Genomic DNA, 19,633 nt, shown 5'->3' with positions numbered 1-19,633 from the left:
GGTATTGGAAACTGTGGCAGGCAGGTTTGGCTGGTTATCCCTAAGTTCATTATTCTTTATTGTAAAAAAATGACAAAGCACCACTTGGGCATTTATTTACCTGTTCAATGATTTTTTCCGAAGAAGCCCCGTCGGGGTTTATCCAGTGTCTTTTTTTGTAATCAAATACTTCAGGTAGTTGCGTCCAGCACCTTGTAGAATGCTGGCATAGTTCGGGCTTCCACACAACAGTGATTTCATCATTGGCGTAATTAACCTTTTTTGCTGATTCGCCTTCCCTGAACAGGAATGTCCGGACCTTGATATCGTTCTCTAAAATTTTTGAGATGGGGCACTTCTTTGCAATTTCGAGTAACCGGGTCTTTTGTTCTTCTTCAACAGTACCCGGGAAACGTATATCACAATCGATAATGGTGACTGTCTTTTCCCCGATTTTTTCAGCGTACAAATTTGTATCTACAGCAATCTGTGGGATTGTCCATTCCTTCCGATCAATATACATACGCAGGGTCACCAGGATGCAGGAAGCAAGAGATGAAAGCAATAAGGTATAAGGATCGGGACCAGTATCTTTTCCGCCAGCAACTTCAGGTTCATCGGCAATGAATTTCCCGTTCCGCCATTCAACTGTAACCTGGTATTTTTCAGTTCCTGTTGACAGGTGGACCGGTTGTTCCAACTTGTATTGCATCGTTTTGATTTTATTCATTCATTGGCAGTTCCATCCATAAGGTTGCCCATCCATTGAATTGGTTATAATAGAAATTTTCCTTTCGATGGCGAGGTCAGTTTCCTGCGGGATGGAAACAATTTCCATATGACTAAGCCCTGATCCCTGAAACCCATGCCTGCTGTGAATAATTGCATCTTACAGGACAATCCGTTTGACATGATTTTTTTACTTACTCCACACGTTCTGTAACAGGATCGGGCACCTCTCCTAAAAATTCCACCCAGGCCTTTTTAATACAAGGGTAATGCTTTGCAGCTTCAACAAGGTTCATGAATGCCACAATGTTATCTTCAAAGCGTTTAGCCAGAGTTGCATCAGCAATATTGCCCTCAGGTGTAAATGCTTTATGGGCTATGGCCAGGGAGAACATATTCGGGAAAACATTTGTACCCAAGTGTTCCAGCGGCATACGCAAAGTCCATAGCGCCCGGTTGCCACCTGCCATTGAAGGGGAAGCCGACATCAGCAAAGCATGCTGCTCGTTGAAAGGTTGAGGACGATACCTTGACACCCAGTCAATCGTATTTTTCAGGAACCCGGGCATGGCGCCGTTAAATTCAGGGGAGGCTATAATAAAAGCGTCATTCGCTAACAGCCGCTTACGGAATTCAACTGCTCCTGCCGGGTGGAAATCATTGATTTCAAGATCCTGGTTGAAGGAGGGGCAATCGAATTCACTCATGTTTGCAAAGTCTACTTTGCCACCATTTTTTTCGATGACAGCTGCAGCAATTTTTGCCAGTCGGGTATTGAGCGAGTCTTTTCTTAGTGAAGCCGAAAAAACAAGGAAACTTATCGGCCCCGGGTTTATGTTTTTTTGTTGCTGGTTTATGGGCATTTATTTTAATTTTTATTTATACCTGCTTAGCCAATTGTACTTCACAATTGATCCAAACTTCTTCGCTTACCAGGACACCACCAGCTTCGAGGGCAGCATTCCAGTTCAGTCCCCAGTCTTTCCGGTTAATTTTTCCATTAATGGTGAAAATTGCTTTGCTATTGCCCCAGGGATCCTTCACGACACCACCAAATTCAACAGCCAATTTCACCTGTTTCCTGATGCCCTTAATAGTAAGGTCGCCATACAATTCATAATTGCCCTGTTTATCAATTTCCTTATAGGTGTTGCCTGTGAAATTTATTTCCTTGAAATTTTCCACATCAAAAAAGTCTGCACTCTTTAAATGCCCATCTCTTTTTTCATCACCAGTGTCAACTGATGCAGGGTTTACCCAGCAATCAATTTCAGCAGTCAAAAAATCCTCGCCAGTGGTGTAGATACTAGCCTCGAATTCCTTGAATGAGCCCCTCACATTCGCAAACATAAGGTGTTTTACCTTAAACCCAATTTCGCTGTGGGCTTCATCAATGTTCCATTTTGTTTTTGTGTTTATACTTGTTGTTTCCATTGTATTCTTTTTAAGTTATTGTTTAAAAAATTCGCCGTCTGCATTTATTATTACATCTGTACTTATATCAAAAGGATCAGGCGGGCCAACATTAAAGTCGGTCCTGCTGATCATACCGGTTAACTGGAACCCAGCCTTTGTTTTTTTCGACATAGCATCTTCCAGTGTTCCCCTGAACCACAAATCCATCGTAACAGTTTTTGTTATGCCATGCATCGTAAGGTCTCCGGTAATCCTGAACCTGTCCTTCATACCGGTTGTGTTACGGATGGCAGTTGACTTAAACGTCATAACAGGGTATTTGGAAACATCAAAAAAGTTCGGACTCCTCAAATCATCGTCACGCATTTTAACTTCAGTGTTAATGGATGCTACATCAACTGAAAGGTTAAAAACGGCATCGCTGAAATCTTGTTTTGATGATGTAATTGATACATCGAATTTTTGAAATAATCCAAAAATTGTGGAGAACCCTTTATGTGTAACTGTAAAGGTCAATTTGGAATGCCATGGATCATTCTTCCACGATGTCGTTTGGCCAAATAAAAAATTGCCCGCAACCAGAATTGCTGAAATAAAAAATAGCTTCTTCATGATTGTTTGATTATTTGGCGGGTGCAGGAATTATTTCCCCAAACCCATTTGTGTCATGTAAGTCTGGTTATCCCAGAATAATGATTCTTCAATCATAAGGCCGTTTTTCCAATGGCCAATGGTACACATAGGCAACTTAAATGATTTACCGGTTGGCTGGATGAATTTACCATTACCGACAGGCATTGGTTTTGTAAATGTGCCTTCCATTACGCCGGTAACGCAGGTCCATTCGCCGGTATTATTACCAAAGCGGATAGGATGCACTTTTATGCGTGTGTCAGGTGCATAAACAAACATTGTTTTCAGGTCTTCCACGTGCCTGGGCAGGCCATTTGTGTGATGCCCGTCGGGCCAGTTCACAATGATGTCATCAGCATGACTTTCATGGAAACGTACCCATTGCTGTCCGCTGAATATTACAAAGTCAAGCGTATCAAATGTCGTCAGGTTTTTTTCAAGCGCCGGACTTCCATTAGCCATTTCTTTCAGGAGGTTTTGCATTGAATCTACCTTAGCCTGCATTTCCTTTGAGTTTCCGGTCTCCTTACTGGTGCAACCAATAAAACCAATAAGTACAGATCCCATGAAAAGTGCAGTAAGCAAATTGAACCTGATCTTTTTCATAAATTTATTTTTAGGCATTACAGAGAAATAAAAACAAAACAACTCCTATTAAAAAATTACAGGAGTGTTTTCAGAAAAGGGAATAATTTTTTAGGCAGGTACAGCTAAAATAAAGGTATTAATAGCAGGTAGCTTATTCAATGATTTTCAACATAGCCATGTATGATAGCCATCAATCATTTTTTATCTGACAGGTTAATTTTTATTACAGCAGCATTTCCAGGCATATCCAGGGCAGTAAAAATGATCACAGTGCCCGGTATGATTTTATGGTGCCAGGTCACCGTATATACCCATTCATCAGAAGTTGCAGATGCCTGCGCGGCACCTTCTTCCACCAGGTCACCAGCGTTTGTTTCTATCCTGCACCAGACTTTGGCAACACGGAAATTATCGGTAGCCTTAACCTTAAGCAGGTCCCCGGCCATGCCGGTATATCCTGAAATGTCATAACCGGTAATCGATGGATCTTCCATGGCATCGGAGATGGCCATGTTGTATTCGGTTTGGGCACCTTTAATAAAGCGTTTATAGAATTTTTTTAAATCGGGGTCGGCTATTACCGTTTTGGCATAGTTTTCGGCGTTTTTAAACCGTTCCCAGCCCTTTTGTTCTCCCGGCTTGGGTTTCCGGTCTTTGGAGCGGATGGGTTTGTTTACAATGTATTCAACGCCACCCCGTTGACGAACATATTGGTGTGGTCCAATAGAGCCGGATATACCCCGAAGCAGGATATTATTGTTGTTTTTGGCCATTTTATTCAGTTTTTTAATTTTATATCCCGCTCAGGTCCCGCTCATCTCCCGCTCATCTCTCGCTCATCTCCCGCTCATCTCTTAATAACAATATAAGATATATATAGCAATTATTATACCTGTTTAGTCCTTCAACAGGTATCCATAAGCAGCAACAAAGCTGCTACCTTTGGAAAAAATCAGCATATGATCGCATTCTTAGGAACAGGCCTGTTAGGCGCAAACTTTACCAAAGCATTGCTGGCCAAGGGAGAAAAAGTGCAGGTATGGAACAGGACAGCGGAGAAAGCCAAAGCCCTTGAAGCCGCCGGGGCAAAATCATTCAGCAACCCTGCTGATGCCGTTAAAGGTGCAATGAGGGTCCACCTGACCCTTTCAGATGATGCTGCAGTGGACAGCGTGCTGGAACAGGCGGCAGCCGGATTCAGTGCCGGTGCAATTATCATGGACCATACCACTACTTCTGTAGAAGGGGCTATCCAGCGTACCAAAATATGGGCGGAAAGGGGATTGACCTATGTACACGCGCCGGTATTCATGGCACCGGTAAATGCCCTGGAAAGCACTGGCTTTATGCTGATCTCGGGCAACCAGGATATTGCGCAGAAGGTTAGCCCCTGGCTTTCGGCCATGACGGGCAAACTGTTGAATTTCGGGGATAAAACGGGTAAAGCAGCCGGCATTAAGCTCTTAGGCAACCTTTTCCTGCTCACCCTAACCGGCGGACTTTCCGATATGCTGGCACTGGCCAAAGCAATGGATATCAGCGGCAATGACATAAGTACGCTGTTTGAGACATTCAACCCGGGGGCTGCGGCACCTGCAAGACTGAAACGGTTAATGCATGCTGATTACGACAATCCATCCTGGGAATTACAGATGGCGCGCAAAGACGCCAGGCTGATGATGGAAGCAGCCGCAAAGGGCAATAAAACCCTGCACCTGGTTCCTGTAATAGCCGGGGAAATGGACAGGTTCCTGCAGAAGGGGAATGCCCATAAAGACTGGTCAGTCATTGCTTCGGATAATTTATAAGTATCTTGTTACCAAAGCAGCAGCATGACGGCTAAATCATTAAAAACCTGGACGGTCCTTAATTTCCTTGCCTTTATTGCAGTTGTTATTGTGAACACACTGGCAATTGTATTACCCATAAATGGTATGGATACAGGGAAAATATCGGACCTGTACCCCAACCTTTTTGTGCCTGCAGGTTTTACATTCAGCATTTGGTCACTCATCTACATCCTGCTGTTATGCTTTTGTGTTTACTGCCTTAAAGTAGCTTTTGGAAAGAACCTGAGGCCAATACCTTTCCAGGCGATTGAATCTGTGCAGGCGATATTTTTTACCAGTTGCCTGCTCAATATCGGATGGATATTTTTATGGCACCACCTGCAAATAGAATGGACCGTTATTGTAATGCTGGGCTTTTTGGTTACCCTGGTTATGGGCTACCAAAGATTGCTGCCCTATAAAAACAGCCTGGGTTTTTTGGAATATTTGTGTATCCGGCTGCCGTTCTCTGTTTACCTGGGCTGGATTTCAGTTGCCACCATCGCAAATATTACCGCCCTTTTAGTGCATCATGAATGGGGTGGATTCGGCCTGGCGCCCTGGGCCTGGAGTTGTGTGCTTATTATAATTGCTACTGCACTGGCTATGGCATTTTTATACAAATGGAAAGAAGTCGCCTATAGTGGTGTAATTGCCTGGGCTTTATTCGGGATTTATTCAAAACAGCAGGCAACAAGCAACCAGGTAAGCCAAACGGCACTCACCGCCTGTATTGCCATCATAATAGCCAGTCTTTGGGGGATATATGCTGCCTACCAAGCCAGGGAAAGGCCTGCTGCAAGGCGAAGTAACAGGTAAAAAATCAGGATCCGCGTTGTGAGCCGCCTGTAAGTTTCGTCTGGCGGGTTGCCGCTTTGGTATTGGTTTTACCCTTATTTGCACCAGGGAAGCCAGGTTTACCTGCAGGCTGGTTTGACTTTTTCTTGTCTTTACTATTCTTGTTATTATTTAGCAGTGACATATGATATTGTTTTAAAAGACAATAATAAAGCATTTTTAAAAACCAGCGGCGGGAATATCTACCACCCAGTTAAAGAGATTTTCCCGGCCCTTGATGTTTGCCGCCTGCCAGCGGAGGTTAAATAAGCCCCCCGACAATACGGCCACTTTGGTGAACCCTTTACCAGCAAGCATCCTGGCGGCTTTATACGTTTCCGGCTGGTTTGAAAAGTCATACAACAGGATGGGGCGGTCTTTGGGAAATGACCAGCCTGCCGATGTTTTTTCCAAATCAGCAGCCGGAATATTAACAGCATTTTTTATATGCCCTTTGTTGTGGTAAGCCTCTTTTGCCTTGTTGTTAAATGCTGCGGCGTCGCGGACATCCACCAGTAAATACCCTGCATTAACGGTCTGCCATGCTTCAAGTTCCGGGGCCGTGATTACCTCGTAAGGCGAATTGCGGATCCAGAAATCAGTTTTTCCCGGGCAATCACCCGGAGCCGTATCCATCCATTTTTCCATTCCTTCCAATAGTACCCGCACATCGGTATATCCTTCCTTAACCATTAACCCGGCCACTTTCATACTGGTCTCCCCGAAATCATCTACCAGTATAATGGTTTTATGCCTGGGTATATTAACAAGTTTCTGGTCCATATCGGCTTCCGAGTTAATAGGAATTGCCCCCTTGATACTGCCGAAAGAATTCCTGATTTCATCTGAAGCGATCCCCTTAAATGCAGAATCACCGCGCAAATCATAAACAATGGCTTTGCCGGGTTTCCGGAGAAGCGTAACTATGGCTGATGGGCCAATTAAACTAAAGCCATTTTTTGTACCATATAACTCTGCCGCACAACCGATACCCGCATCCTTTTTCCAGACAATGCCTGTGAGTCCCTCATTAATATTAAACACCCTGGTAAAGCCGTTTTCGGCCAGCATTGCAGCTGCGCGCCGGCTCCGCTGGCTGTGGGAGCAATACACGAAAACCGGTTTGTTTTTATAGGAAGACAATTCCCCCAGCCTTTTATCCAGCTCCCTGACATCGATGTTTATGGCATTTTCAAGATAGCCAATATTCGCGCCGGTATGCTGGCTGGTATCAGCATATTCGCCCTTGCTCCTCACATCAAGCAGCAGGTATCCGGGCTGTTGTTTCAGGGTAGTGCAGAGGTCTTCGAGGTAAACTGTTTTATAGGAAACATTATCGTTTTTATACTGCGCATTAACTGCAACAGCCATGAATAGCAGGAAAGCGATAGCATATATTCGCATGATCATCCGGTTTGTACCTATAAAAGGTAAATAATTGTGCCGGAATCACCTTGAATAAACTATATGACCGGCAAATCGTTCCTGGGCTGAAGCAGAACCAGGGAAAGAAAGGAATAATAAAAAAATGGGGAGATATTTCATGCATTGACTTGTCCTGCTAATATCGGAACAATGCCAAAACCGGCGAATGTTAAAAAAACATGAAATAATTTGGAAATTTCAGGGGCAAACTATTATCTTCACAACCGCCTATAAAAAAGGAAGGTCCACTGTAGAAACAGTCGACCTCTAACGATTGCTTGCCATATAAAAAAACTCTTAGAATTCTGTGTTGTGAATTCCGGGATTTTTGACCTCTACGATTCTTTGCCACTCTAACGATTGCTTGCCGTATTTTTTTATTTCCCTGAACTCTGATGTAAAAGTACCCCTGGTTGAATCAACCTTCAAATCATATTTGAAGGGTTTTTATTACTTCAAAAGAGTTAATTTTACACTTAAACCATTATCCCACAAGACTTTCTGGAAAAATAGTTAATGATGTCCAACCGATCTACCGACGCTTTATTTCAATTAATTCAATCTCTTCACAAGGCAGAAAAGCGGCATTTTAAACTATATATCAAGCGCAGTTCGGCAAAAGAGGACCTTAAAATCGTGGAATTATTCGATACGCTGGACAAATTACCCGACTATGACGAAAGGCTTTTGCTTAAGAAACTGCCTTCTATCCAGAAACCGCAGCTGAATAATATCAAAACCCACCTTTACAAGCAGTTGCTGGCCAGTTTACGTGACCTGAAAAGCACAGATACCCTGGAACTGCAATTATCCGAGCAGCTCGATAATGCCAGGATCTTATACCATAAGGGTTTGAAGCACCAGGCACTGAAGATCCTTGAGCGGGCGAGGGAACTGGCAAAGGCAAACGGTAAATTCAATTACCTGGCGCAGGTGATATCACTGGAAAAAAAGATTGAAACGCTGCATATTACCCGGACCATCCAGGAGAAAACTGAAAAACTTACCCAGGAAGCCCTGGAAATCAGTGGCCATATTGACCGTGTAACCAGGTTATCTAATCTTGCGCTTAGGTTATACGGCTGGTATGTAATGCATGGGCATGCCCGCAATGAAAAAGATGAAGCAGGCATCAGGAAATTCTTTAAAGAACAGCTTCCTGCTGATGCGTTTCAACTGACTGATTTTTATGAGCGGCTGTACCTCTACCAAAGTTTTACCTGGTATGCATTTATCCGACAGGACTTCCTGATGTATTACCGTTATGCGCAAAAATGGAAGGACTTATTCGATGAAAATGAAGTGATGAAGAAGGTAGAAATCGGTCACTACATTAAAGGCCTGCACAATTTATTGAATGCACATTTTGACCTGCGCAATTTCAGGCAGTTTGAGATCGTGCTAAAGGAATTTGAAGATTTTGGCGCAACACCTATTGCCCAACAGCATGATAATTTCCGCATCCATACAGATATTTACATTAATAGCGCCAGGCTGAACTGGCATCTTATGACCGGCACATTTAAAGAGGGACTAAGCCTGGTTGACAAGATAGCAGCTAACCTGGAAGAATATGCGCTTTATGTAGACCCGCACCGCATCGTAGTGTTTAATTACAAATTCGCCACCTTGTATTTTGGCAGCGGCGATTACAATACCTGTATTGATTACCTGCAGAAAATCATCAATGATACATCAGCCGACCTGCGGATAGACCTCCAGAGTTACGCCAGGCTGATGCATTTACTGGCCCATTATGAACTAGGCAATGATGTAATCATTGAGTCGCTTATTAAGTCGGTGTACCGGTTCATGGCTAAAATGAAGAACCTGACCGTGGTAGAAGAAGAGATGTTCCGCTTTCTCAGGCATTCCTTTGGCCTGACGCCACGGAAGATGAAACCTGAACTGGAACAATTCCTGCATAAGATCAAACACCTGGAAAAGAGCCGTTTTGAAACCCGGGCATTTGCCTACCTCGACATCATTTCATGGGTAGAAAGTAAGGTATACGAAAAGCCGATGAGCAAGGTGATACACGATAAATATTTGCAGCGGGTTAAGCAAAAATCCAGGCACTGATAGGCCTTAATCCACGTTGAATTTTTTCTTCCATAACCTGGTAAAATACCAGATAAGTCCGGCCAGGCTAGCCAGGAACCAGGCATAAAAAAGGTAGTTACCCAAAGTGGGTGCATGATCAAAGAAGAACCAGCCGAACATAAGGCCCAGGGTAGAATTAACCAGCAACCACAGGGACCCTACCGATACAGTCATTAAGGTTCTTCTCAGCAGGTCGCGTGCATCAGGTTCCATTTCACTCATGTAAGCCCATTTCTTTAAAGTTACTAATCAATCAAGAGGTCCTGAAACTCTGTTGAGTCCCCGTTAAAAACATTAAAATCCACCTGCCCCCTGATGCCATTAACATTCCCGGATTCGCTGTATTGCCAGAAAGCCCAGGTGCGTGCGATACGAGGACGGTCTTTTTTCAGGTAATGGGCTACCCAGAGCGGGTACTGGTCAAACTCATCTTTGAGGTACCTGTTATAGAATTCTACATTGGTATAAATAATAGGCTTAACGCCATAATGCGTTTCGAGCCGGTCGAGGAAGGCATGCACTTCCGTTCGCAATTTATCTGAGCTTACGCCATAGGTCTGTTCAACGTCAAGTACCGGCGGGAGGTCGCCTTTTGCCAGCTCAACGCGGCGGATAAAATTTTCTGCCTGCTCTGCCCCGCTTTTCGGTGCTATGAAAAAATGGTAGGCGCCCCTTGGCAAGCCAGCTTCGCCGGCTTTTTCCCAATTCCGTTTAAAACAGGCGTCCATATTGCCCAGGCCTTCGGTTGCCTTGATAAAAGCGAAGCGAATCTGCACGTCGCGCACTTCCATTTCTTTAACTGCGCCCCAGTTTATACGTTCCTGGTATTTGGATACATCAATGCCGTGAATAGAGAATTCAGTTGGAATATCGATGCCAAATGCGTCATAGCGAATAAAATCCGGCAAGGTGCTTTTGTACCACCACCACGATAAAAAGCCAATTACTGTAACTGCCAATAATGCCCAGGCAATTTTGCGTCCGGAAAGGGGTTTCGATTTTTTCTTCGCCATCAGGGGGCAAAAATAACAGTTAGTTACTATACTTATATTTGTATATGCTTCATCTCAGTGATTCCCTGAACCTTTTACGCAAGTTAAGTATACGTCGTGCCTGGAATGCGGGGAAAGTGCTGAGTAGTTATTACGTAAGCAAATACACCAAAAAACCGGTACAGTGGGGCGTTCCGATATCTATATCATTTGAACCAACTACATCCTGTAATCTCCGTTGTCCCGAATGCCCAAGTGGATTAAGGGCCTTTTCACGGCCTACAGGCATGCTGCAAAATGATTTTTTCCGCGAAACAATTGACCAGTTATACAAAGACCTTTTTTACCTGGTATTTTATTTCCAGGGGGAGCCCTACCTCAACCCTGATTTCCTGGACATGGTTAAATATGCAGCTGGTAAGGGTATATACACTGCCACCTCCACCAATGCGCATTACCTTACAGACACGAATGCGCGTAAGACGGTGGAAAGTGGTCTTGACCGCCTGATCATTTCCATTGATGGCACCAGCCAGGAGGTATACCAGCAATACCGGGTTGGGGGCCAGCTCAATAAAGTACTGGAGGGCGCCCGAAATATTGTAAAATGGAAAAAGGAACTGAAGAGCAGCACACCCCTGGTCGTATTCCAGTTCCTGGTAGTAAAACCGAATGAGCACCAGATCGGCGAGGTTAAGCAATTGGCCAAAGAAATTGGCGTTAACGATGTCTGGTTAAAAACAGCCCAGGTGTATGATTATGAAAATGACCCCAACCAATTGATTCCTACTATTGAAAAATACAGCAGGTACAGGAAAAATAAGGAAGGGGGTGTGACGATCAAAAACCCGCTGCAAAACCATTGCTGGAGGGCCTGGCATGCTACAGTAATAACCTGGGACGGACTTGTTGTTCCCTGCTGTTTTGATAAAGATGCGCAGCATAAGCTTGGCGACCTGAAGGGGAAGCCATTCCGTGAGATCTGGCAACATGCCGACTACCGCAACTTCAGGGCAAAATTGCTTGAAAGTCGCGCTAATATTGACATCTGCGCAAACTGTTCGGAAGGCACAAAAGTGTGGGGTTAACATATCATTACTATGACATCATCATTTTTTTAACTTTTAAAGCAGAACTTTGCAACCATGAGCATCAATAAAGATATCAATCAGCGAAAATTCAGGAATGAGCACCAGAAGGCTATGATCAACCTGATATTTACGTACAACTGGCTCATGGAACAGACTAAAAATCACCTTGACCAATATGATTTAACCAACCAGCAATTCAATATCCTGCGCATCCTGAGGGGAGCCGGCGAACCGCTAAGTACGCTGCAAATCCGCCAGCGAATGCTGGATAAAATGAGCGACACTTCGCGGATTGTTGACCGCCTGGTCAAGAAAAACCTGGTTAAGAAAGTAGTTTGCGAGGCAGACCGGCGGCTGGTTGATGTTACCATTACCCAAAAAGGCAATGAGTTGCTGGCCGAAATGGATGCCCATGAAAGCGATTGGGAAAAGATACTGATGAATCTCGATACCAAAGAAGCTGCCCAACTGAACAACCTGCTTGATAAATTGAGGAATTCACAGGACTGACCATTTTTTTATTAAGTAATTACCCATATGAAAAAACGACTCCTCTCCTATATAATCATTTTTGCAGGAAGCTGCTCATTCGCCCTGGCACAACCAGCCGCCCCGGTTAAGGGACCTGCTGAAGAAAGCAGTATACCGGCCAGCAATGCCCCCAGGGAATTCCGGGCAGCCTGGATTGCAACAGTAGATAATATTGACTGGCCCGATAAGGGGTCAACCCAGCCAGAAATACAAAGAGCAGAATATATTAAGCTGCTGGACATGCATGCCGCCAATGGGCTGAATGCTGTAATCGTACAGGTGCGGCCTGCAGCCGATGCGTTCTACCCTTCCCCATACGAACCCTGGAGCGAGTGGCTTACAGGGCAGCAGGGCAAACCACCGGTTCCTTATTATGATCCCCTCCAGTTTATGATTGCAGAAGCCCATAAACGCGGATTAGAATTCCATGCCTGGCTGAACCCTTACCGCGCGGTGTTTAACCTGAATAAATCAATTCCTTCAAAGACCCATGTTACCCGTGAGTTTCCTGATTGGTTCCTGGATTATGGCGACAAAAAATATTTTGACCCGGGAAATAAAGCAGCCCAGCAGTTTGTAGTGAATGTGGTGCGGGATATGGTGCAACGGTATGATGTAGATGGTGTGCATTTCGATGATTATTTTTATCCATACCGTATACCCGGAAAGGAATTCCCTGATGACCGGACCTATACGCAATATGGAAATGGGCTGAGCAGGGATGACTGGCGCAGAAGCAATGTGGACAGCATCATCGTGCAATTATCAAAAGCCATTAAAGAAGAAAAGCCCTGGGTTAAATTCGGTATTTCACCATTTGGTGTCTGGAGAAACAGCGACAAGGATTCCCTTGGAAGCCATACAAAAGCCGGACAAACAAATTATGATGACCTGTATGCGGACATCGTATTATGGTTAAAGAAAGGATGGATTGATTATGTGGCACCGCAGTTGTATTGGGAATTCGGGCATAAGGCTGCGGATTTTGAAACCCTGCTGGACTGGTGGAGCAAAAACTGTTATGGCAAACACTGCTATATAGGCCTTGGTTTATATAAAGCAGGCACGAATGCAGCCTGGCGCGACCCGAATCAGTTGCCCCGTATGATCCGTGCCATCCGGAGCACGCCAAATGTGCAGGGGGAGATCTACTTCAGCAGTAAAAGTTTTGTAAATAATCCCAATGGCTGGTCCGATAGCCTGCGTTTACAATATTACCAGCAGAAGGCAGGCATTCCGGTAATGGACTGGATGCCGGGGAGGGAGCGGTGAATGGTGAATGGTGAATGGTGAATGGTGAATGGGAGGACCGGTGAATAATCATATGAATTTTTTGGGGTCGTATAAGACACAAAATGCAAAAAAAGTGGGTCGTAAATGACCCACTTTTTTTGACCTATGAATTAAAGTACATTTTTACCATTTGTCCCCGCGCACCATTCACCATTCACCATTCACCGCTTCCCCTCCAGCCGGTCGACATATTCAAGCGAACCAAGCCTGAAGCGGAAAGGGATGCCGGTTTTTTTCTCCAGGCGCCATTCCCCTTCGCAGAAAACGCCCCAGTTGCGGGTAAAATAATCGGGAAACAGGGGCCGCAGTGGGTAGGTTAAGGAGGCAGTGGAGGCAGTTGGCAATAAGGCTTCCGGGCCAGTGCGGGCAGGCTGAAATACTGTTTTTTTACCAGTTTGTGGCAATTTTACAGAATCTGCCAGGGAATATTTCGCAGGCAGCAAAACACTTGCCTGTTGGGCATTTGAGCCGAATCCGGCGAGTGAAGCCAGGACCAGGAGAATAATTTTAAGGTTTCCTTTTACCCCCATGTGCATTAATTAAGTAATTTACGGCCTGATTTTTGTGGACAGGGCGGCTCTTATGAAAAACCAGAGCGCCATAAACCCTAACGTATGGCACTGAGTCAAAGTTTACAGCAGAAGTTATTGCAAAAGCTTTCCCCTCAGCAAATTCAGCTTATGAAATTGCTGCAGGTGCCTACTGCCAACCTTGAAGAGCGCATTAAGGAGGAACTGGAAGAGAACCCGGCATTGGAACAGAGCGATGAAGCTTCAGATGAGTTTGATGAAACCCGTGAAGAATTTGAAAGCGGTGAAGAAGAGTATGAAACCGAGGGCACTGAGGATGAGTATGAAAATATCAATATCAGTGATTACGTACAGGAAGGTGATGATGAAATAGCAGATTACAGGTTGAGGGATGACAATTACCCGGAGCTGGACGATAAGCAGGTGATGCCCTTTAAAGTGGAATCCAGCCTTCATGATTCGCTTGCCGACCAATTGGGCATGCTTACCCTCGATGACCGCCGCAGGCGCATTGCAGAGCAAATTGTAGGCAGCATAGATGATGATGGTTACCTGCGCAGGGAAACGGCATCCATACAGGACGACCTCGCCTTTCGCCAGAATATTGAGGCTACAGAAGCCGAAATCGAAGAACTGATCCAGCTGATCCAGCATTTTGACCCGGCAGGCGTGGCGGCACGTAACCTGCAGGAATGCCTCCTGCTTCAGCTGGACCGCCGGAAAAATGAAGGAAAATCCGTGCGGCTGGCCATAGAAATCCTTGCCAACTATTTCGATGAGTTTACCAAAAAACATTATGAAAAAATCCAGCGCGGATTAAACATAGATGACGACCAGCTTCGGGACATCATCAAACAGATCGTCCGGCTAAACCCAAAGCCGGGTGGAAACCTCAGCGAAATGAACAAAGCCGAGACCTATGTTATCCCGGATTTTTTCATGTTCAATAATGCGGGGAAACTGGAGCTCACCCTGAACAGTAAGAATGCGCCCGACCTGCGAATCAGCGAGGGATACCGGGATATGTTGAAAGAATATGACCGGGGGTCTAAAAAAGACAAGCGGCAAAAAGAAGCAGTGCTTTTTATCAAGCAGAAAATTGATGCTGCAAAATGGTTTATTGATGCCATTAAGCAGCGGCAGCAGACCCTGATGATGACCATGCAAACCATCATGGACTACCAGGAAGAGTTTTTCCTGACCGGTGATGAAACCATGCTTCGCCCGATGATCCTGAAAGATATTGCCGAAAGGACCGGTTTGGATATCAGTACGGTGAGCAGGGTAGCCAACAGCAAATTTGTACAAACTGAATTTGGTACTTACCGGCTCAAATTCTTTTTCAGTGAAAGCCTGAGTACGGAAAGCGGCGAGGAGGTATCCACACGGGAAGTGAAAAAAATCCTGAGTGATATGGTGGAAGGGGAAAGCAAGAGAAAACCACTAAGTGATGAACGATTGACCGAGTTATTGCAGGAAAAAGGTTATAACATTGCACGTAGAACAGTGGCCAAATATCGTGAACAACTCAATATTCCGGTGGCCCGACTAAGAAAAGAGTTATAATGACGGCAACAAAGGGGCCCCTTCGGGTATTAGGACAATTTATTTCCATTGTGTTTCATCCCCTGTTTATTCCAGGGTATATTACGGCGTTCCTGCTTTACCTGCATCCTTTTGCCTTTGCGGGATATTCAGACTGGAATAGGACCACCAAATTAATTTCCGTGGGTTTACTCACCGCATTTTTCCCCGCCTTTACGGTGATGCTGCTGAAACTACTGGGTTTTGCAGAAAGCATCCAACTCAAAACACAAAAAGACCGGATTATACCTATTGTAGCCTCCATGATTTATTATTTCTGGATCTTTTACGTCAATAAGACCCTGCCGGATAATCCACCAGAATTCGTTGAGATGCTTTGTGCGGTTTTCATTTCCAGCATCATTGCCCTGACGGCAAACAATTTCAGTAAAATCAGCCTGCACACCATTGCCATGGGGATCCTGGCCGGTTTCTTCATTTACCTTTCCTGGAACAGTATGATTCCAATGGGATTGCCTTTGGCGGTTGCCTTATTTGTTGCCGGGCTTGTAGGAACCGCGCGTTTTTTGGCCAGTGACCATACTATTGCTGAATTGGTATGGGGTTATATAAGCGGAATCATTTCCTTTATAATAGCGGTTTGGGTAATTGGCTAGCCCCAAAATAAAGAAAAGCCCAATCGCAGATTGAGCTTTAGCTTTAGTTGTCCAAACCAGCTGGTGAGCATATCCAAGCTAAGCATTTATAATCCGCGATTTCGACAGGTACTTACTGGTTGGATGATAGATAAAGAGACAGGAGCCATTTTTTATGGTCTCAATAATTTCTTGTGATTCGTTATCCGGAACAGCCGGGCAGCCATAGCTGCGGCCATTAAAAGGATTATTTTCAAGGAAATCATTCCCTAAATATTCAGACCCATGGATGACAATATTCCTTGCGTTGGCCCTGTCATTAAACCCTTTTTCTATGCCATCGATTCTAAGGGAAAGTCCGTGCTCACCAATATAGGTTTCACGGGTAACATAAAAGCCAAGGCTGCTTTGCCGTGACTGGGGTTTATTTGAAAATTTCTGTGCAAATTCACCGCCCGAATTGCGGCCATGGGCCACATAGGTATTCACCAGCAGGGACATATCCTCTACATTAATGATATACAATCTTTTACGACGTGATGATTGGCTGAAATCACAGATGGATAATACATCAGACCTTTGCAGGTAACCTTTTTTCTGTAAAAGCCGGTATCCCTTCCAGCCATAGAGGAAGGCTTTTTTTGTAAGTCCCTTAGCGGCCAGGTCGAGCTGGTTGTAAGCAATTTCAGCTTCTTTAAGAACCTGTGCAGACCAACTGGCATTTTCAGCAAACGAAGCCGTTCCGGGGGAATATTTGCCTGCTGCGCCGTGCCTTGTTTTTTTGTACCCTGATTTCCCTGACCGGCCAGCAGATTTATTGCCGTATGATTTTGAATTACGGGCAGCCAGTTCATTTGGCACCAAAGCCAGGCTAAACAGGCATAAACCTGCCAGGATGTATTTTATGATTGATTGCGTATTCAGGCTTTGAGCGTGTTGGAAATCTATAACGAAGCTACCCAAAAAAAATTATGCCGGAGGGGTCGTTTCTGTTTTTTCAGTAGTGGTAAATTCGATACGGTAAATACGGAAAAGCAACATAAATAAGGAAATAAGCAAAGGGCCAAATACCAGGCCAATAAACCCGAACAGGTTTAAGCCGACCACCACTCCAAAAACGGTTACCAATGGATGGACATCACCAATTTTCTTCTGTAACCAGAATCGCAAAACATTATCAATAGTGCCAATAATCCCGAAGCCCAGTACCAGCATAGCAATACCACGAAAGTTATCCCCGCCGGCGAAAAAAATAATGGCCAGCGGTATATAAGCCAGGGCTGCGCCGACGATAGGAATCATGGCTGTAATGCAGGTTACCGCAAACCAGAGTACGGGTTCATTAACACCCAATATCAGATAACCGATCAATGCCATCACACCCTGGGCAAGGGCTATCAGGGGAATCCCAATGGCATTGGACATGACCAGTGTATTCATTTCCTTTTTTAGCAGGTGCCGGTGGTTCCTGCCCATAGGAAGGAGCCGTGAAAAAGTATGCTCCATTTCCTTACCCTGAGTTAACATGAAATACAGGATAAAATACATGACAGCGATGGTGGTAATTGTGTTGAAGGTAGCGCCTAATACCTGGGGCAATTGGCCGGCGACTGTCCCGCTGAGTTTGTCAATATAATTCTGGCTTAACAGTTCCAAGCCCGTTCTCTGTTCAATATGCTGTATAAAAACCTGGATCGCTTTTATAGCTTCATTAAACTGTACTTCGGATATGCTCAGACGGGAGATCAGCATTTTAATGACCATTCCTATTGGCAAAACAATAACCAGGAAGGAAAAGAGCATAAGCAGGGAGGCGGCAAGAGCTGGCGGCCATTTCCTGGCCACCAGTTTGCCCATCCATTTATTCATCAGCACATAAAAAGTAAATGCCCCAAGTGCAGCAGGCAGGAAGGATTGCAGTTCCCTGAAGAGTAGAATACCCAGGAACGTAATAATTGCAATAAAAAAAACCTGCCTTACTTTATTCTCATCAAAATAGCTCATACGGAAAGATACCAAGAAATTAAGATCGCTAAATTTTGACGGTTTTCCATTTTCCCCTGCGAAACAAAAGCCATGCGGATATGGTAATAGCAGTTTCAGCAACCGGAATCGCAATAAATACACCGAGCGGCCCCAGGGACCACCATTTTGCCAGTATATAAGCCAGTGGAATCTGGAAAAGCCAGAAACCGAAGAGGTTGATCCAGGTAGGTGTTTTAGTGTCGCCGGCGCCATTAAACGCGTTGGCCATTACCATGCCGATGCCATAAAAAATATATCCTGCGCTCATAATGCGGAGTGCCAGGATAGCAACCCGTTTTACTTCAGCCTCAGCGGTGAAAAGTGCAACTACCCAATTGGCACTAAGCATAAAAAACAGCATGACGCAAGCCATAAAAACAGTATTGTAACGGGCAGTAGCCATGACTGACTGTGCGGCTCTTTCAGGCTGTCCGGCACCCAGGTTCTGGCCGACCAGTGTTGCGGCAGCATTGGCCATTCCCCAGGCGGGCAGGAGGAAAAAAATCAGGATCCTGATGGCAGTCTGGTATCCTGCGGATGCTTCGGCATGCCCTGTTTCCGCTACCAGCCTGGCCAGGAAAATCCAGCTGCAGGAGCCGATAATGAACTGGAAGGTTCCCGGGGTAGCAATATTAACCAGTGATTTGATAATGGGCCAGTCGGGTTTCCAATCAGCGATATCCAGTTTAACCAGCGATTTGCCACCAAACAGGTGGTATAACTGGTAGCAAACACCAATACCCCTGCCGATGGTGGTGGCCAGGGCAGCGCCGAATAATCCAAAGGCAGGAACCGGGCCCCAGCCCAGTATAAGCAAGGGGCACAATAGGATATTGGCAGCGTTTGCAATCCACAGGCTCTTCATGGCCATAGATGCATCACCAGCCCCGCGGAAAATACCGTTGATAAGAAACAGCAACATAATAACAAGGCTGCCGCCCATCATCAGCCGGGTATAAGGAGTACCCATGGCAACAGTGGCTGGTTCTGCGCCCATCCATTGTAAAATATCAGGGGCAAGGAATAATCCGGCCATGCTTACAATAAATGTAATGGCCCCTGCCAGCCAAAGCGATTGCATGGCTGCATGGGCCGCTGCCCTGCTATCCTTTTCACCAACCCTTCTTGCAACCATGGCAGTTGCAGCCATGCTGATGCCGATTGCCAGTGAGTAAATAATGGACAGTACAGATTCTGTTAGTCCGACTGTCTGGATATTATGCCGGCTATCGGGGAGCCTGCCTACAAAATAAAGGTCAACAATTGCAAATACGCTTTCCATGCCCATTTCAAGGATCATGGGGATAGCCAGCAGGAATACTGCGCGACGAATACTGCCCACGGTATAATCCTGCGCGTCACCGCGCATGGCTGATTTAATAAATTGGTAGAGCCTACCCAAATTCAGGGTAGATCCGGTATTATTTGACATTGTAATAAACGAATGAAATA

At 45.1% G+C, this 19,633-nt stretch carries 22 protein-coding genes; 8 read left to right on the top strand and 14 right to left on the bottom strand.

Annotation, left to right across the window (positions count from 1 at the left end):
- Positions 1-49 precede the first annotated feature (49 nt).
- The 6 genes from LAQ65_RS12070 to LAQ65_RS12045 all read right to left on the bottom strand — a co-directional run bounded on the left by LAQ65_RS12070 (position 50) and on the right by LAQ65_RS12045 (position 4,118).
- A complete protein-coding gene (locus tag LAQ65_RS12070) occupies positions 50-691 on the bottom strand; it encodes a (4Fe-4S)-binding protein (RefSeq protein ID WP_224117223.1) in 642 nt (213 codons plus the stop codon).
- A gap of 211 nt (positions 692-902) precedes the next feature.
- Positions 903-1,571, bottom strand: coding sequence for an NADPH-dependent FMN reductase (locus LAQ65_RS12065; protein WP_224117222.1), 669 nt, complete (start codon positions 1,569-1,571; stop codon positions 903-905).
- A gap of 16 nt (positions 1,572-1,587) precedes the next feature.
- The gene (locus LAQ65_RS12060) at positions 1,588-2,142 is read right to left on the bottom strand and encodes a YceI family protein (RefSeq protein WP_224117221.1); all 555 of its coding nucleotides are present in this window, start codon (positions 2,140-2,142) and stop codon (positions 1,588-1,590) included.
- A gap of 15 nt (positions 2,143-2,157) precedes the next feature.
- Positions 2,158-2,736 (bottom strand): YceI family protein, encoded by a 579-nt coding sequence (locus LAQ65_RS12055; protein WP_224117220.1) that lies wholly within the window; start codon positions 2,734-2,736, stop codon positions 2,158-2,160.
- A gap of 30 nt (positions 2,737-2,766) precedes the next feature.
- Complete coding sequence (locus LAQ65_RS12050; protein WP_224117219.1) at positions 2,767-3,363, bottom strand: ester cyclase; 597 nt, start codon at positions 3,361-3,363, stop codon at positions 2,767-2,769.
- 176 nt (positions 3,364-3,539) lie between these two features.
- Positions 3,540-4,118, bottom strand: coding sequence for a hypothetical protein (locus LAQ65_RS12045; RefSeq protein WP_224117218.1), 579 nt, complete (start codon positions 4,116-4,118; stop codon positions 3,540-3,542).
- A 186-nt stretch (positions 4,119-4,304) separates the two neighbouring features.
- Here LAQ65_RS12045 and LAQ65_RS12040 point away from each other — a divergent pair, with 186 nt between their 5' ends.
- A complete protein-coding gene (locus LAQ65_RS12040; RefSeq protein WP_224117217.1) occupies positions 4,305-5,153 on the top strand; it encodes an NAD(P)-dependent oxidoreductase in 849 nt (282 codons plus the stop codon).
- Positions 5,154-5,177: 24 nt separating this feature from the next.
- Positions 5,178-5,993, top strand: a complete 816-nt coding sequence (locus tag LAQ65_RS12035) for a hypothetical protein (RefSeq protein ID WP_224117216.1) — start codon at positions 5,178-5,180, stop codon at positions 5,991-5,993.
- 4 nt (positions 5,994-5,997) lie between these two features.
- Here LAQ65_RS12035 and LAQ65_RS12030 read toward each other — a convergent pair whose 3' ends face one another.
- Together LAQ65_RS12030 and LAQ65_RS12025 are read right to left on the bottom strand one after the other, a co-directional pair.
- A complete protein-coding gene (locus LAQ65_RS12030) occupies positions 5,998-6,156 on the bottom strand; it encodes a hypothetical protein (protein ID WP_224117215.1) in 159 nt (52 codons plus the stop codon).
- Between the two features lie 35 nt (positions 6,157-6,191).
- Entirely contained in the window at positions 6,192-7,415 is a 1,224-nt protein-coding gene (locus LAQ65_RS12025; RefSeq protein ID WP_224117214.1) for a rhodanese-like domain-containing protein, read from the bottom strand.
- Between the two features lie 540 nt (positions 7,416-7,955).
- Between LAQ65_RS12025 and LAQ65_RS12020 the strand changes: the two genes are divergently transcribed.
- Positions 7,956-9,518, top strand: a complete 1,563-nt coding sequence (locus LAQ65_RS12020; protein ID WP_224117213.1) for a hypothetical protein — start codon at positions 7,956-7,958, stop codon at positions 9,516-9,518.
- Between the two features lie 6 nt (positions 9,519-9,524).
- On the opposite strand, the gene LAQ65_RS12015 is transcribed toward LAQ65_RS12020, so the two are convergent.
- Entirely contained in the window at positions 9,525-9,761 is a 237-nt protein-coding gene (locus LAQ65_RS12015; protein ID WP_224117212.1) for a hypothetical protein, read from the bottom strand.
- Positions 9,762-9,784: 23 nt separating this feature from the next.
- Positions 9,785-10,552 carry a glycoside hydrolase family 25 protein gene (locus LAQ65_RS12010; RefSeq protein ID WP_224117211.1) on the bottom strand — a complete coding sequence of 256 codons (768 nt, stop codon included), beginning with the start codon at positions 10,550-10,552 and terminating at the stop codon, positions 9,785-9,787.
- Between the two features lie 44 nt (positions 10,553-10,596).
- Between LAQ65_RS12010 and LAQ65_RS12005 the strand changes: the two genes are divergently transcribed.
- From LAQ65_RS12005 to LAQ65_RS11995, 3 genes are read left to right on the top strand one after another with little or no spacing between them, the layout of a single operon-like run.
- On the top strand, positions 10,597-11,619 hold the full coding sequence (locus LAQ65_RS12005) for a radical SAM/SPASM domain-containing protein (protein WP_224117210.1): 1,023 nt from the start codon (positions 10,597-10,599) through the stop codon (positions 11,617-11,619).
- 57 nt (positions 11,620-11,676) lie between these two features.
- Entirely contained in the window at positions 11,677-12,132 is a 456-nt protein-coding gene (locus LAQ65_RS12000) for a MarR family winged helix-turn-helix transcriptional regulator (RefSeq protein WP_224117209.1), read from the top strand.
- A gap of 27 nt (positions 12,133-12,159) precedes the next feature.
- Positions 12,160-13,425: a glycoside hydrolase family 10 protein gene (locus LAQ65_RS11995; protein WP_224117208.1), complete on the top strand. Its 1,266-nt coding sequence runs from the start codon at positions 12,160-12,162 to the stop codon at positions 13,423-13,425.
- A gap of 182 nt (positions 13,426-13,607) precedes the next feature.
- On the opposite strand, the gene LAQ65_RS11990 is transcribed toward LAQ65_RS11995, so the two are convergent.
- On the bottom strand, positions 13,608-13,976 hold the full coding sequence (locus tag LAQ65_RS11990) for a hypothetical protein (RefSeq protein WP_224117207.1): 369 nt from the start codon (positions 13,974-13,976) through the stop codon (positions 13,608-13,610).
- Positions 13,977-14,060: 84 nt separating this feature from the next.
- On the opposite strand from LAQ65_RS11990, the gene rpoN reads away from it, so the two are divergent.
- Both rpoN and LAQ65_RS11980 read left to right on the top strand, forming a co-directional pair.
- The gene (gene rpoN / locus LAQ65_RS11985; protein WP_224117206.1) at positions 14,061-15,542 is read left to right on the top strand and encodes an RNA polymerase factor sigma-54; all 1,482 of its coding nucleotides are present in this window, start codon (positions 14,061-14,063) and stop codon (positions 15,540-15,542) included.
- Positions 15,542-16,177, top strand: a complete 636-nt coding sequence (locus LAQ65_RS11980; RefSeq protein ID WP_224117205.1) for a hypothetical protein — start codon at positions 15,542-15,544, stop codon at positions 16,175-16,177. Before rpoN ends, LAQ65_RS11980 begins: the two co-directional genes overlap by 1 nt.
- 78 nt (positions 16,178-16,255) lie before the next feature.
- Here LAQ65_RS11980 and LAQ65_RS11975 read toward each other — a convergent pair whose 3' ends face one another.
- From LAQ65_RS11975 to LAQ65_RS11965, 3 genes are read right to left on the bottom strand one after another with little or no spacing between them, the layout of a single operon-like run.
- The gene (locus LAQ65_RS11975; protein WP_224117204.1) at positions 16,256-17,119 is read right to left on the bottom strand and encodes a murein L,D-transpeptidase catalytic domain family protein; all 864 of its coding nucleotides are present in this window, start codon (positions 17,117-17,119) and stop codon (positions 16,256-16,258) included.
- A 6-nt stretch (positions 17,120-17,125) separates the two neighbouring features.
- The gene (locus LAQ65_RS11970; protein ID WP_224117203.1) at positions 17,126-18,160 is read right to left on the bottom strand and encodes an AI-2E family transporter; all 1,035 of its coding nucleotides are present in this window, start codon (positions 18,158-18,160) and stop codon (positions 17,126-17,128) included.
- 28 nt (positions 18,161-18,188) lie between these two features.
- On the bottom strand, positions 18,189-19,613 hold the full coding sequence (locus LAQ65_RS11965; RefSeq protein ID WP_224117202.1) for an MATE family efflux transporter: 1,425 nt from the start codon (positions 19,611-19,613) through the stop codon (positions 18,189-18,191).
- Between the last annotated feature and the right edge of the window lie 20 nt (positions 19,614-19,633).

The sequence above is a fragment of the Flavihumibacter profundi genome, from assembly GCF_020076305.1.
Lineage (GTDB): Bacteria > Bacteroidota > Bacteroidia > Chitinophagales > Chitinophagaceae > Flavihumibacter > Flavihumibacter profundi.
Note: the sequence above shows the minus strand (reverse complement) of the source record. Positions and strands in the feature narration are given on the sequence as shown.